13 protein-coding genes are annotated in these 13,299 nt (G+C 49.0%); 9 read left to right on the top strand and 4 right to left on the bottom strand.

Going from position 1 to position 13,299, the window contains the following annotated elements; genetic code table 11:
* Positions 1–110 precede the first annotated feature (110 nt).
* Positions 111–539, top strand: a complete 429-nt coding sequence (locus AC27IB_RS08640; protein ID WP_296049289.1) for a DUF3010 family protein — start codon at positions 111–113, stop codon at positions 537–539.
* A 165-nt stretch (positions 540–704) separates the two neighbouring features.
* Here AC27IB_RS08640 and AC27IB_RS08635 read toward each other — a convergent pair whose 3' ends face one another.
* Positions 705–1,613 carry a LysR family transcriptional regulator gene (locus AC27IB_RS08635; protein WP_487120322.1) on the bottom strand — a complete coding sequence of 303 codons (909 nt, stop codon included), beginning with the start codon at positions 1,611–1,613 and terminating at the stop codon, positions 705–707.
* A gap of 108 nt (positions 1,614–1,721) precedes the next feature.
* Between AC27IB_RS08635 and AC27IB_RS08630 the strand changes: the two genes are divergently transcribed.
* From AC27IB_RS08630 to AC27IB_RS08620, 3 genes are all read left to right on the top strand, one after another.
* A complete protein-coding gene (locus AC27IB_RS08630) occupies positions 1,722–2,444 on the top strand; it encodes a CPBP family intramembrane glutamic endopeptidase (RefSeq protein WP_487120320.1) in 723 nt (240 codons plus the stop codon).
* A gap of 146 nt (positions 2,445–2,590) precedes the next feature.
* On the top strand, positions 2,591–2,770 hold the full coding sequence (locus tag AC27IB_RS08625; RefSeq protein ID WP_487120318.1) for a hypothetical protein: 180 nt from the start codon (positions 2,591–2,593) through the stop codon (positions 2,768–2,770).
* Between the two features lie 52 nt (positions 2,771–2,822).
* On the top strand, positions 2,823–3,215 hold the full coding sequence (locus AC27IB_RS08620; RefSeq protein ID WP_487120316.1) for a hypothetical protein: 393 nt from the start codon (positions 2,823–2,825) through the stop codon (positions 3,213–3,215).
* Positions 3,216–3,219: 4 nt separating this feature from the next.
* Here AC27IB_RS08620 and AC27IB_RS08615 read toward each other — a convergent pair whose 3' ends face one another.
* The gene (locus AC27IB_RS08615; RefSeq protein WP_487120314.1) at positions 3,220–4,143 is read right to left on the bottom strand and encodes a LysR family transcriptional regulator; all 924 of its coding nucleotides are present in this window, start codon (positions 4,141–4,143) and stop codon (positions 3,220–3,222) included.
* Positions 4,144–4,315: 172 nt separating this feature from the next.
* Here AC27IB_RS08615 and AC27IB_RS08610 point away from each other — a divergent pair, with 172 nt between their 5' ends.
* From AC27IB_RS08610 to AC27IB_RS08590, 5 genes are all read left to right on the top strand, one after another.
* Positions 4,316–4,771, top strand: a complete 456-nt coding sequence (locus AC27IB_RS08610) for a nuclear transport factor 2 family protein (protein ID WP_487120312.1) — start codon at positions 4,316–4,318, stop codon at positions 4,769–4,771.
* Positions 4,764–5,744, top strand: coding sequence for an LLM class oxidoreductase (locus AC27IB_RS08605; protein ID WP_487120310.1), 981 nt, complete (start codon positions 4,764–4,766; stop codon positions 5,742–5,744). Before AC27IB_RS08610 ends, AC27IB_RS08605 begins: the two co-directional genes overlap by 8 nt.
* Positions 5,745–5,836: 92 nt before the next feature.
* Complete coding sequence (locus AC27IB_RS08600; protein ID WP_487120308.1) at positions 5,837–6,082, top strand: hypothetical protein; 246 nt, start codon at positions 5,837–5,839, stop codon at positions 6,080–6,082.
* 345 nt (positions 6,083–6,427) lie between these two features.
* Positions 6,428–6,667, top strand: coding sequence for a hypothetical protein (locus AC27IB_RS08595; protein WP_487120306.1), 240 nt, complete (start codon positions 6,428–6,430; stop codon positions 6,665–6,667).
* Between the two features lie 15 nt (positions 6,668–6,682).
* Positions 6,683–7,159: a hypothetical protein gene (locus AC27IB_RS08590; RefSeq protein ID WP_487120304.1), complete on the top strand. Its 477-nt coding sequence runs from the start codon at positions 6,683–6,685 to the stop codon at positions 7,157–7,159.
* 48 nt (positions 7,160–7,207) lie between these two features.
* On the opposite strand, the gene AC27IB_RS08585 is transcribed toward AC27IB_RS08590, so the two are convergent.
* Positions 7,208–10,405 carry a glycoside hydrolase family 2 TIM barrel-domain containing protein gene (locus tag AC27IB_RS08585; RefSeq protein ID WP_487120302.1) on the bottom strand — a complete coding sequence of 1,066 codons (3,198 nt, stop codon included), beginning with the start codon at positions 10,403–10,405 and terminating at the stop codon, positions 7,208–7,210.
* A 69-nt stretch (positions 10,406–10,474) separates the two neighbouring features.
* The gene (locus AC27IB_RS08580) at positions 10,475–13,294 is read right to left on the bottom strand and encodes a sugar-binding domain-containing protein (protein WP_487120300.1); all 2,820 of its coding nucleotides are present in this window, start codon (positions 13,292–13,294) and stop codon (positions 10,475–10,477) included.
* Positions 13,295–13,299: the final 5 nt, after the last annotated feature.

Genomic DNA, 13,299 nt, shown 5'->3' with positions numbered 1-13,299 from the left:
CCCAGTTAGAAAAAATCACCAAAAGAGAAGTGCTTGTAAACAGAAAAACCCGCCCGCAACCTCGCTAAATCCGATATACTCAAGGCTGATATTTTAAGTGGAGTTTTGTAATGCGTGTATGTGGTGTAGAACTGGCGGGAAGTGATGCTAACCTTGCTCTTTTGGAGCTGGATAACGACATGTTTCGTCTTCCTGATTGCCGCACCCGTAAAGTGAGCTTGCAAAAAGCCGCTACCGCTCATGAGCTTAAGTATTTTCAGAAATCCTTCGCCCAGCTGGTACAGGATTACAAAATCGAAACTATCGTAATTCGCCAGCGCCCCATGAAGGGCAAGTTTGCCGGTGGTGCCATTGGTTTTAAATTAGAGGCGGCGCTGGAATTGCTGAACGAGGTGAAAGTTATCGTGATGCCGGCTACCGAGATCAAAGCTGCGTTAAAAGATAGCCGCATGTTCATAGAATTTAGCGACACTGGTTTAAAAGGCTTCCAAAAATCCGCGTTTGAAACCGCACTGGCCTACATGAATCAACACCTTTAACGCTTCTCCGCGAGGCCAGTTTGAGGGCATTATCGCCAGTTTATTCCTAGTTTATGCGCTCAAATAAACAAGTATGCACAGGCTCTCTTGTTCTCTCTGCTTTTTGCCCAGCCAGGCTTAGAGAGGAGCAAGGCCGCCGGGCCAAGCCGCTTAAGTTTGATGTATTCACAACTGCCACTCTTCCCGCTTAGCCAAAAAGAAATCCAGGAATACCCGCACCTTTGCCTGTGTAGGCGTTGATGGGTGATAATAGGCGTACACCTCGGCATCCTGCCACCAATAGTCCTGCAGTACTGGGGCGAGTTTGTCCTGTTGTAACAGGCGCTGAATGTGGCCGGATTCCACTGGCGCGTTAATAAGCCCTAATCCTGCTTCGGCCAGTTCTACAATGCCTGCAACGGTTTTTATCTGGCAGTGGGGGGTAGCGTAAATTTGCTCGCCGTTACTGTCTTGCAGCACCAGCACGTTGCTCGGTTGGTTATACAGATAGCCGATGACCTTATGCTCTGCCAATTGGTCCGGGTGGTCGGGCGTACCATGAGTTTTAAGGTAAGCCGGTGAGGCAAATACCCCGTATCGGGTTTTCCAGATGGAGCGGCGTTTTAACCCCGGGTATCTGTTGCCCAGGTAATCACCTACCGACCAGAACACATCATAGTCGTCATCGCGAATATTGATGAGTGATTCTTTCACATCCAGCGACAGGGTAAGTTCAGGATATTGCGCAGTAAATCCGGCCATCCAGGGCACCAGAGTTTCAGTGACCACCTCATTGCTCTGGCACAGCACTCTTAGCTCGCCGCTGACAACTGTGGCTTTGGTGTGGCTCCACTGCATGAGCGCCTGGTGTTGTTCCAGTAAAGTCTCGCTTTTGTGTTTAAACGCTTTGCCAAATTCGGTTAAAAGCAACTGTCGCCGGGAACGAATAAACAATGCCTGGCCAAGCTGCGCTTCCAACCTGGCAATTTGCTTGCTGATGGCCATTACGGTTTTGGCTTCTGACTCGGCCACGCGAGACATATTGCCCGTTTCGGCAACCTTACAGAATATGGCGAGATCTTTAGGATTAATCATTTTGTAAACTAAAAGTATAGGTAACTGCAATTTTTAATATATTTATTTATCAATTGCCACTCTTTAAGCTGGATTCAGTCAAGTTTTAGTGCAGAGAGGGCAAGTAAGATGACATTACATTCAGGCGAGTGGCTGGTATTGGCGATGATGGGCAGCATGGTGTTGTACAGCTTGTGGGAAGCGGATAAAAATAAGCTGGCAGTTATCGCCGAGCGTAAAACCAAACTCGCCATGTATAAAGAAACCATCGGTTTTTTGTGGCTGCCAACCAGTGTGTTACTCCTATTACTGCCGTTCAACATTGTGTCGGCAGAGAGTCTGGGGCTTACCTGGCAAAACAGTTGGGCTAACTGGGCAGGCGCATTGCTGGTAGTGGTAGGGCTGGTTTATGTGTTCTGGCATATCCGCAGTATTCGGCCCGGTACTTCGCAATATCAACAGCTCTTTGATGCCATGCAAACTCACAGCTGGTTAATGCCAGCGAATAGGCGTGAGTTGTATTGGTTTACGGGTGGGGTGTCGATGTCGGCGGGTATTTGTGAGGAGCTGTTATTCCGGGGCTTCTTTCTGGCGGTGTTTGCTGAGCCTCTGGGTGCGTGGGTGAGCTTGTTGCTGGGCAGCTTTTTGTTTGGTTTGTGTCATCTCTATCAGGGCTGGGCCAATGTGCTGCGAACCGGCGTTATTGGTGTGGTGTTAGGCATTATCTACGTGCTTACCGAGTCGCTGTGGGTGGTGATTGCCTTGCATGCGCTAATGGATGTCTTCGGTGGGGTGTTAGGGTATGTGGTGCATAAACACGGTAAGTGCGTATCTGAGGCGGCCACAGTTTAACCCCATAGGAAAGCTAATCTTCGCACTGACCACTACTGATTTTGTATTTTCTAAACCTGAGTACAGCTTTCCAGGTGCCGCTTATCATTTATGGTTAACACTGCAGTAGAGGTAAACACTGTTAACTTTAATTTGAGGAAAGGACTATGAAAGAATTAAATTCAACTGAATGCGCTAATGTTTCAGGCGGTTTAGTGGGTGGAATTATATTAGGCATAATCGTTGGAGAGATCGTCGAATACTATATCGGCGATGAGCTGGATAAAGCTGTTGAGGGGATGTTAGGACCAACAGACGATTACGAAGGTATGATGACGGCCGCTTAAATTAAGAGAAAACCTGTATTAATGCTTTTGCAGGTTTCTTAAGGAGACTGAAATGGATAACAGAGCAATTCATTTAATCATGTTCACCCTGTCGGTGATATTGTCACTGGCAATTAAATTAAATCGTGAAGTCTACATCGGTATTAATGGCGGGCTGGATGTACTGCTGGGTTCGGTGATGAGCTATCTTTATGTTGTAATTCTAGTGTCTGGATACGTTACCTTTGCTCATTCTGTAACTAACAGAAAGCTCCGCAACTGCATTATAAGTATTACCTGCGGGGCGTTGTTGTGGGAGGTTCATCAGGCTTTCATTCCAGAAATGTATTTCGACTGGAATGATATTGTTGCAACGCTAATGGCTTTTACTGCATTAATGCTGATTCAGCACTATAAACCGGTTGGTAAATCTGCGAACCGCCAGGCAGTGATTAGCAATGGCTAACGTGTTAGTCAAATCCGCCTGATGCTGCAACCTTTACTAATTCGTCCACAACGTAGCGCAGTTTGGGCTGTATCTGCCGGCCTTTGGGCCAGAGCGCGTTAATGGGCATTTCGGCACCTGCGTAGTCGTCCAGCACGGTAACCAGTTGTTTGCTTTCGAGGTGCGCGTTTACCAGCCATCGCGGCAGCTGAGAAAGTCCGGCGCCGTTGAGAGTTGCAGATAACATGGCATCGCCATCGGCAAGTTCGTGGGTTGCTGGTGGCGTAATGCGGGTTGTTTTGCTTTCTTCGTTTTTAAACAGCCAGTAAACCGGCTGGTTACGCCGAAAACCAACGATAGTCCGATGGTTATTTAACTCTTCTGGGCTCTTGGGTGTGCCATGCTTTGCCAGGTAACCCGGTGAGGCACACACTACCAGCTTTTGCGTGGTGAGTTGCCGGGCGACTAAAGTGCTGCTGTCTTGTAGCGCGCCAATGCGGATCACCAGATCAATCCCTTCTTCTATTAAATCCACAAAGCGTTCGCTGAAAGAGATTGTCAGGTGTAGTTCCGGGAATTGCTCGGTAATGCCAAGCAACACCGGCAGAATCCGTGTGCGGCCGAAGGCGGCGGGTAAATCTACCCGCAAGCGGCCAGACGGGCGAGCAATATGAGAGGTTAATTCTGATTCGGCGCTGTTGAGGATCTCCAGCGCATTCTGGCAGCTCTGCAAATAATGCTCACCATCTACGGTCAGGCTAAGGCTGCGTGTGGTGCGGTTAAATAACGTAAGCCCCAGCCGTTGTTCTAACCGGCTCACCGCTTTGCCCACTGCAGACTTAGTTACGCCGAGGCGTTCGGCAGCCGCAGTAAAACTGCCTGCCTGAGCCGTGGTAACAAAGGCATTGATGCCGGCAAAACTGTCTGTGTGGCCTGTGGATTCTGCCATGGTTAACCTGTTTTCAATCGAGCGTGAACAAAGCTCTATTGTAGAATATTTGTCTACATAATGTGTACATGCAGCCTGTTTATTGCGCATAAATAATCAAACACAATACCCGCCACTAGATTTGCCCGCGCGATTGACGCGCTGAGTTCCACAGTAAAAAAGAGCCTGATTTATGATTAACGAGACACAATCTGCACGCCTGTTGGCGTTGCTCGATAAAGAAGATATCCGTGCCCTGCGGTTACGGTACAGCGAACTGCTCGACGGCGGTAACGTTGAACAGTTGGATGAGGTGTTTACTGCCGATGCGGAAGTAAAAGTCACTGTCGGCAGTATGCAAGGGCTGCCAGCTATTAAACAAAGCCTTAAAGCGGCTTACCACGATTTTGATAGCAAAAACCGTGAGCATTACCCGTTTATGCATGCGGTCACCAATCACCAGGTAACCCTAAGCAGTGAGAGCACGGCTGCCGGCAGCTGTTATCTACTCGATTTTGTGACTGACCGCCCGGCCAATGAACATCCCGTACTATTGCTGGGGCGCTATATCGACCGCTACGTAAAAATGAATGGCGAGTGGCGCATTGAACATACCGAGCTTGATGTGGTGTGGCCCGATAATGTTTAACGCCACAAACCAGGCTGCAACGGCCAGAGCCGCGTCCCAAACTGAAAGCTGGCGACGGGTATTCTCACCCGGCAAGCTGACCATTGGTTTGCTTACCCCGCTTGAAGCCTATCCGGATTCGCCGTTTCCCACCCTGCAAGCTCATCAGCAACTGGCTAAGCAAACCGAAGAGGCGGGCTTTGCCAGTATCTGGCTGCGGGATGTGCCCTTTTACGACCCTAACTTTGGTGATGCGGCGCAAATGCTCGATCCGTTTGTGTACGCGGGGTATCTGGCCGCGGTCACCCAAAAAATCACTCTGGGCACCGCTGGTATTGTTACACCACTTCGTGAGCCGCTGCATATTGCCAAGCAGGCGGTAACGGCCGATTATCTCACCAACGGGCGCTTTGCTTTGGGGCTGTCTACCGGCGATCGGCCGGTGGAATACCCGGCATTCGGTATCGATTATGCTACCCGGGGCGAGCGCTATCGAGAGGCGGTAGCGCTGATTAATGCGGTGCATCAGGGCAGGTTTCCCAAAATGAATACCGAGTACTTTGGTACGCTGCAGGGGAATCTGGATATGCATCCCAAGCCGGTCAACGGGCGAGTGCCGATTGTGGCAATCGGGCGCTCCAGACAGCCCATGGAGTGGCTGGCCAATAACGTGGATGGCTGGATTTGGTCGGTGGATAGCGAGGTGGCTATTGTGGATATTCTTGCCAGGCTGCAAGAAGCGGCGGGTGATAACCCGGTGCCCGGCTATGGGTATTCCACCTTTTTCGATTTGGATGCTAATCCCGATGCGCCTTATCAGCGGTTTTACAACGTGGTGCGGATTGGCCGTAACGCTTTGCTGGAGCGTTTGCTGCATCATCGTGAGCTGGGTGTTCAGCACGTAGCGTTAAACCTTAAACCCTCACAGCGCCCGGCGCAGGCGGTTATTGATGAGCTTGGCGAATATGTGCTGCCCGCATTAAATGGCGATTAATGCCAGCCACGCTTGTCACTGGTACAGTTTACCTATTGCATAGGTTGGGTTATACCTCTGCTACGATTGTGGTGTGCAATAGGGTGCATTGTATGAGCAGGCGTTTGATCTACCTGATTATTTTTATTATTTCCTTCATTCTGGGGTTATGGATAAAACTCCAGCGGCAGGACCTATTCGGGATGCATGGCGGCCTGGATATTTTTCTGGGCTCTGGCCTGAGTTTCTTTTATGTTACCGGGCTGGAATCCGGCTATGTTACTTCTGCCAACAAAGGGCTAAGTAAGAAGCATACTGACCGGAACATCGGTTTGTCGTGCGATGGTTTGAAAAATTAATCAGTACTTTCAGTCTACGATTTATGTCCTTCTGCTTAAAATCTTATCTGAACACGGAAAAAATAATGGGCCCATTATTTGACTATGAAGAAGCCGTAAATAGGCATTCAAAAATAAGCCATTAATAGAATGCTGAAAATCAACTTTTCCTCCAAGTTTTTGTTATTAATTGGTTTTTGTATTAATTTGCCGCTTAAACTGCTATTTTTTATTTCTAAATGGTATAATAAATACTTTTTAATTCCAAAATAATCGAATAACAAATAGCCTTTTGATGCTGAAAGCTTCGTAAATAATCATATTTTTGGTTATTATTTCAACAATCCACGGGAAGGTGAAAATTAAATGATTGGTAAATATAGGCTTTTAACACTGCTAGTGTTCTTAGTTGTTGGAGGAGGCGGCATTATTTTAATATCTAGCATAAGTAACGAAACTTTTGCCGCACAAATAATAATAACTTTTGCTTTCTTAATTAATCTTACTGCAATTTTATTCGATCGATTGTCAAAATATAAAAAGTTATTTAGGGAGTTGACCGCTACGTTACTTGCAGGAGCATTATTCGGTTTACTAGTATGTTAACAAGGAGTAGTTAATTTGGCTGTGTTATTTGAAAACCCGTACTTCGGTGATTGTTATGCTTCAGAGAATTTTAAATTAAAGATTGAGCGCTATTTAAAATTGCTATTCAACAATGGTGAATTAATTGTATCTTCTCAAAGTTTAATTAGAAAAAAGAAAAGCCCACAGGCTAGAAAAATTATACAGGGTAAAGTCGATATAATTAGGAATATGTCGAAAGACAAATATTTTGGTTGTACACCAAAAAATGTTCAACAAAAAATATGTAAAATATTATGTAAACTTAAACATTTAAGCTACTCGACGAATAGTCGAAAAAAGTTAAAAGAACTAATATTTTGGGCTTTGGCTGCTATCGTTTCTATTCTCACTGCTAATGTTGGATATGTCCCGGGTTTAATGTTGGGTTTATTATGGATAATAAAAGAGGACTTAAGTAAAGAGATTTGTAAATGCAAACTGGAATGGGATTGCCAGGATTGCCATTTGTAGTTTGAAAACGCCGCAATGGGATGCGGCGTTTGCTGGTGGTGCGGATGATTATTCGCTTAGCGGCGCAATGCGGTAGCTGTAGCGATAATCCAGCCAGGGCAGAATGTACTTGCTAAGCGGTGCTCCGCCCCAGGAGTTGGTGCCGCCAACGCCTCTGTGCTTGTAATCGATATGCACAAAAATGCGGTCCTGCTTTTGCAGGTCGGCCGGGTGCAGATTACGCGCAAAATGATCGGCTTTAGAGGCATCGTAGTCGTTGCTATCGTAGTACTCGGCGTTGAATTCCAGCGTTCTGGCAGACGAGAAGCGTAGGCCATTGCCATGGTTATCGGTAAAGTCTACGTAGCGCACATCGGTGCGGTGGCCGTTTTCCGACGGGGTAACATAAGGCACATACAAATCATCCACCGTGGTGTGGTACAAGCCCACAAACGCCGACGACTTGCGGTCCTGATAGTTCTCATGCGGTCCACGGCCATAGTAGGTCACGTTACTGTAATCAGTGGCCAGCTCAAACAGCGTACCAATACGGGGTAACTCGCCAAATTTCTTATGCGGTGCGGCATAAAACCAGATGTCCACATCAATAGCGCCGTTGCCATCTACGGTAAGGGTTGTGAAGTACTTACTTTCAATAGCGGGTAGAGCATGCTCAATGTTTACTTTTACCTGATGATCAGAAAGCCGCTCTGCGGTGAGTGCGGTAAGTTGAGTGTTCTCACCTAAATCCTGGTATATCGAGAATGCTTTTTCATAGCTGCCCACTTCCAGATCGTTATACACCGGTACACGCCAGAACGAGGGATGCGCTTCGGCTTTAAGTAGCTCGTTGCCGTGGTACTCCAGCGATGAAACCAGGCCGCTATCGCGGTTTATGCTCAGTGTGAAATTGTCACCGGAAAGAATAATCGCCTGCTGGGTTTCTTCCATCGCGATGTCGGCGCTGGTGGTGCGAGTGTCTGGCGCTTGAGTATCTGGCACTGGGGTAAATGGCAGCGCTAATTGCTCTTCGGCGACTACATGGCCTTTAGCAAGCAGGGCTTCCTCTTGTTTCAGGGTTACCTGCAGGTTAACGAAGTACTCTTTGCCGGGCAGGTAACGGGCTTCGGGCAGCGTAATTTGTTGCTGCTCACCAGCGGGTGCATTAAGCGCAATACCGGTTTTGCTGTTTACCACTACACCGTCTTCAATAATCTGCCAGCTCAGGCTATAGGCGCTGAGGTCGCGAAAGTCATGTTTGTTGGTGATCACAATGTCGCGGCGGCTGCCATTGGCATAGGCAAAGCCAATGTTTTGCTGCACCTTTTTAACTTCCCATAAGTACGGGTAAGGTGTGCGATCGCCATATACCAGGCCGTTGGCGCAGAAGCTGTCGGCGTTGGGCGTGCCAGCAGGCTCTATATCGCCGCCGTAGGCCCAATAAAAGTCGCCGTTGGCATTAGTGCGGGCAAAGGTCTGGTCTACCCAGTCCCAGATAAAGCCGCCTTGCAGCGACGGGTACTTTTCAAACGCATCCCAGTATTCCTGAAAATTACCCAGCGAGTTCCCCATGGCGTGCTCATATTCAATAAGCAGTACCGGGCGTTCGTCGTGCTCGGTTTCAGCATAACGTACTATGTCGCGCAGTGGCGCATACATCTGGCTGTAGGTATCGGTATGGCGGCGCAGCTGGGCCTGCTCAGAGATAACCGGTGACGGCTCCTGGGCTTTCAGCCAGTCGTAGGTGACTTCAATGTTGGGGCCGTCGCCCGACTCATTGCCTAACGAGCGCATAACCACCGAGGGGTTATTTTTACTGCGCTCGTACATGTTGGCAATGCGATCCAGATAAGCGGCCTGCCACTTTGGCTTGTTTACAATATGCTTTTCAGCATCGTAGCCCGCCTGATTGGCCGCGCCTAAGCCGTGGGATTCGGTGTTGGCTTCGTCCATCACGTACAGGCCGTACTTATCAGCTAAGTCATAAAAATACGGGTCGTTAGGGTAGTGGGACATCCTTACCGCGTTAATATTAAATGCTTTCATGAGTTTAATATCTGCCAGCATCGACTCGCGCGAAATCACATGGCCGCTGTGGGGATCGTGCTCGTGGCGATTCACCCCTTTAAATAACACCGGCTTGCCGTTAACCAGAATATTGCCGTCTTTGTATTCGGTGGAGCGAAAACCAATGTGGCGACGAATGTACTGGGGGGCATTACCCGGGCTGTTAAGGGTGATAAGCAGTGAATACAAATTAGGCTGCTCTGCGCTCCACAGTTTGGGCTGTTCCAGGTTGGTTTCAAAGCCAACCTGTTTTTGTGTATTAGCGGGAAGCGCATCAATGTTCAGGGTGTTGCGATACACCTGATTGCCCTGGTCGTCGGTAAGTTCGGCAGTTAACGATACCGCCTTAGTCTGCTGACTACTGCGGTTGTCCACCTCGGCTTCAAAGCGCAGAATGCCGTCGGTATAGCTGGCATCCAGCGTGGTGTAGGCATGAAAATCCCTTACCGCCACTTTGGGCGTGGCATAAATATACACATCACGCTCAATGCCGCTCATGCGCCACATGTCCTGGCATTCTAAATAGCTGCCATCCGAAAACCGGTAGACTTCCATGGCCAGGGTATTTTCGCCGGGCTGAATATAGGGCGTTATGTCAAAGGCGGCGTCGGTTTTGGAGTCCTGGGAGTAACCTACTTTCTCGCCGTTTATCCAAACATAAAACGCCGATTTCACCGCGCCGAAATGCAAAAACACTTCTTTGCCGTGCCAGCTTTCATCAATGGTAAAGGTCTGGCGATACGAACCTACCGGGTTGTAATCTACCTTGCCGTCCATGAACGACATCGAGTAGTTAAGCTCGTCGCCTTCCAAAAAGCTTAAGTCATTATTAAAGCAGGCATGGCTGTGATAATACGGCTCGCCATAGCCGTTTAACTCCCAGTTGGCAGGCACGGCAATGGTGCCCCAGCTGCTGTCGTCATAATCGGTGGCATAAAAGCCGGCTGGTTTTTTTGCCGGGGTATCAACCCAGTTAAACTTCCAATCGCCATTCAGCAACTGATAGTTATCGGCTGCCCAGGGCGTTTCGGTATTGATGTCGGCTTTGTGACTAAAACTGTAAAAAAAGCTGCGTGCCGGTTCTTTATTAATGCGGAACACTTCGGGGTTACGCCAGTCTTCAACCGCCAGTGCCGAGCTGGTTAGCGCTGCACTGAAAAGGGCCAGCGACAGGGAAAATGTGTGGAGTTTCTTGTCCATAGTAAACCTTTATCCTGATCGTAAAAAAGCCGGAGACTGTGGCCCCGGCTTTTTATCGAAAAACGAATGTTAGTTATAAATATCGTTGGTTTCGAATTGCGCTTTTGACTCTTCGGTCTGCAGCGCTTTTAAGGCGTCCAGCTCAACGGTTTTGCTCGGTGCAAACGCATCGCTTTGCATGTACTCAAGAATACTGTGCTTAAGCTGGCGCGCTGCCGGGCGGTTGTCTAAGTCGTTGGTCAGATCAATCGATGAGAACACCAGTTTGCCGTTGCCCACGTTGGCTTCTACCACGTTAGCCAGATGGCGGTTGGTAACAAAGTTATCGATAACCCGAATAATCGGCGTTACCTGTTCTTCGTTTACCTCTACCGATTTTGACTTAATGGCTAAGTCCCACCACTGCCAGTCGGTGTGCGAAGCGGTAGGGAATTTGGCCAGTGCCGCGTGCTCAGGATCCATCAGTAAGCCCATGGTGCTCGGCTGGTTCGGGAAGTGTACCGGGCTCCAGAATACTGGCACAAAGCGGCCGTCAACGCCGGTCAGACTATTGAAGTCCGGGTTCAGGAATACCGTTTTGCCTTGCTTAAGCGCAGCTTCTGCTTCGTCGTAAGACGTGGTAGAAACAATGGCGTCAGACTCGGTCGCCACATCTTGCGGGTACACCCAGAACGACCAGGTGTTCTTATAGTCAGTCCCATCAAGAGACACTTTTACGGTCATTTTCTCGGCCTGGTCAACGTCCAGCTTGTAGCTGATAGTGCCCAGTTCAACGTTATTACCAATGGTTAAATCCACACCGTTGATGTCATCCTGCGCTACTACCGTACCGGCGGTATCGGTGATCGACCAGTGAATTTTCTGGCCTGCCAGGTCTTTAAAGAAGTTAGCCACTTCAATCGACGCGTCAAAGCTTTCGCCGTTTTCGTATACCGCTTTGCTGTAGCGAATTAACGGTACCAGCTCGCTGTTAAACTCACGGAATTCTTCGGCGCTGATTACGCCTTTAGAGCCCCAGAACGCATTCAGTAAGCCAACCAGCGCGGTGCCCTGGCCAGGGAAGTCCTGTAATTGCAGTAACTGGAAGCCATCAAAGCTTGGCGTTTTCAGTGCGCGTTCGATTTCTTCTTTGTACAGAATGGCGGCCAGTTTGCCTGATGAGTAAGTAAACTCATCGGCCAGGTCGATGAGATTTTTCTCTTCGAGCTGCTGTTTAATGGCCATAAAGTTAAGCGGCTTTAATACGCCGGTGTACTTAGGAATTTCGCTCATGTCCGGGTACACCGAGTACTGACCTATTTCGTGGGAAACCAGTGGTACGCTGATGTATTCGGCGTTTTCGGTGTAGTCTTTATCAAAACTCGGTGAGTTGGTGTTAAAGATCCCCTGACCACGCACCCAGCCTTTCTCGGTCCATTGGGTAATGTAGTACTCATCAACTGCCAGTGGCCACTGTTCCTGCGGCTTCTGGAAAGAGAACGCGGTAGAGGCATACAGGTGGCGGCCATCTTGCGCTTTATATTCTTTAACCAGGTTACTCAGGGTTTCCAGGTCGCCTTCCAGCTCGTTACCCATGGCCATCATAATAAACGACGGATGATTGCCATATTCTTCAATAATGCGCTGACCTTCACGGCGCAGGAAGTCGGTAGCGTCGGCATCTTCACCTACAATCAGGCTCCAGTGCGGCAGCTCTACCTGATAGTAAAAGCCAATTTCATCGGCGGCTTCAAAGGCGGCCGCTGGTGGTGCCCAGGAGTGGAAACGGAAGTGGTTAAGACCATAGGCTTTGGCTTGCTTAAGGATGTCTAACCAACCTTCTTTATCCATTGGCGGGTGGCCGGTTAGCGGGAAAATTGCCGCATCCAGGTTACCACGCAGGAAGATACGCTGGCCGTTAAGCAGTAAATCACCATTGGCCTGGCTGACTTCGCGGAAGCCAAAGGTGGCTGCAACCGGTGCTTCAGAACCACTGTTGTCAGGGTTAATCGCCAGCTCATACACATTCGGGTTAAATTCGTCCCACAGTTCTACGCCTTCAGGCTTGGCAATGGTAAAGCTGACTTTGCCTTCGGCCACTTTGGCATTGCTGGCTGTGCCTTCGGCAACCACTTTGCCGTCGGTAGTGCTGATGGTGTACGCCACATCGCCAGCTGCCGGCGTCGCCTGAGTAAAGCTCACGGTAATGCTGTTGTCCTGCAGGTTAGGATACACCTGCAGATCGTCCGGAGTATTGGCTGTGTGCGCGGTGAGTTCAATATCACCTAACATACCGTTCCACTTAATTTGCGTGTGGTTGGTGTAGGCGTGCGCCATTTGCTGGCTTGATTCCAGCGGGTATTTGTCGCTGGTAATGTTAATTTCAGGGTGCTGATCGCCGTTGTCGATGCGTACGGTGATCACGTGCTTGCCCGGCGTTAAGAAGGGCGTTAAATCGAAGTTGTGCGAAGCAATCAGGCTATCCTGTTTACCAACGGATTTGCCGTCTACAAACACTTCTGATGCCCAGATCACCCGTTCCAGTTCCAGCTCAATGGTATTGCCCTGCCAGTTGTCCGGAATAGTGACTTCTTTTTGGTACCAGGCCACGCCAATGTATTCATATTCGCGGGTCAGGTGCGACAGTACGTAGTTATTAATGGCCGGCTCGCGGGTATTCTTCGTACCAATTTGCGCGTCGTCCAGGGTGGATGGCAGGCTCATTGCCTGGCCGCTAATGGCGGTTTGTGCCCAGTTTTCGCTGTTGCCAACGTTATTCGGGTCGAGTTTTACCTGCCATTCGCCCGCTAAAGACAGGCTTTGTTGTGAAGGGGCGTCGTTAGTTGTGCCACACGCTGTCAGGCCAAGGGCCAGCAGCGCGCTAAATAAAGTGTTATATGATTTTTTCATTGTAC

The sequence above is a fragment of the Alteromonas sp. 4NH20-0104 genome (genome assembly GCF_057547795.1).
Note: the sequence above shows the minus strand (reverse complement) of the source record. Positions and strands in the feature narration are given on the sequence as shown.

Excerpts from the sequence above, each read along its gene's own strand:
- AC27IB_RS08640 (WP_296049289.1), top strand. The coding sequence starts at position 111 with ATGCGTGTATGTGGTGTAGAACTGGCGGGAAGTGATGCTAACCTTGCT.
- AC27IB_RS08635 (WP_487120322.1), bottom strand. The coding sequence starts at position 1,613 with ATGATTAATCCTAAAGATCTCGCCATATTCTGTAAGGTTGCCGAAACG.
- AC27IB_RS08630 (WP_487120320.1), top strand. The coding sequence starts at position 1,722 with ATGACATTACATTCAGGCGAGTGGCTGGTATTGGCGATGATGGGCAGC.
- AC27IB_RS08625 (WP_487120318.1), top strand. The coding sequence starts at position 2,591 with ATGAAAGAATTAAATTCAACTGAATGCGCTAATGTTTCAGGCGGTTTA.
- AC27IB_RS08620 (WP_487120316.1), top strand. The coding sequence starts at position 2,823 with ATGGATAACAGAGCAATTCATTTAATCATGTTCACCCTGTCGGTGATA.
- AC27IB_RS08615 (WP_487120314.1), bottom strand. The coding sequence starts at position 4,143 with ATGGCAGAATCCACAGGCCACACAGACAGTTTTGCCGGCATCAATGCC.
- AC27IB_RS08610 (WP_487120312.1), top strand. The coding sequence starts at position 4,316 with ATGATTAACGAGACACAATCTGCACGCCTGTTGGCGTTGCTCGATAAA.
- AC27IB_RS08605 (WP_487120310.1), top strand. The coding sequence starts at position 4,764 with ATGTTTAACGCCACAAACCAGGCTGCAACGGCCAGAGCCGCGTCCCAA.
- AC27IB_RS08600 (WP_487120308.1), top strand. The coding sequence starts at position 5,837 with ATGAGCAGGCGTTTGATCTACCTGATTATTTTTATTATTTCCTTCATT.
- AC27IB_RS08595 (WP_487120306.1), top strand. The coding sequence starts at position 6,428 with ATGATTGGTAAATATAGGCTTTTAACACTGCTAGTGTTCTTAGTTGTT.
- AC27IB_RS08585 (WP_487120302.1), bottom strand. The coding sequence starts at position 10,405 with ATGGACAAGAAACTCCACACATTTTCCCTGTCGCTGGCCCTTTTCAGT.
- AC27IB_RS08580 (WP_487120300.1), bottom strand. The coding sequence starts at position 13,294 with ATGAAAAAATCATATAACACTTTATTTAGCGCGCTGCTGGCCCTTGGC.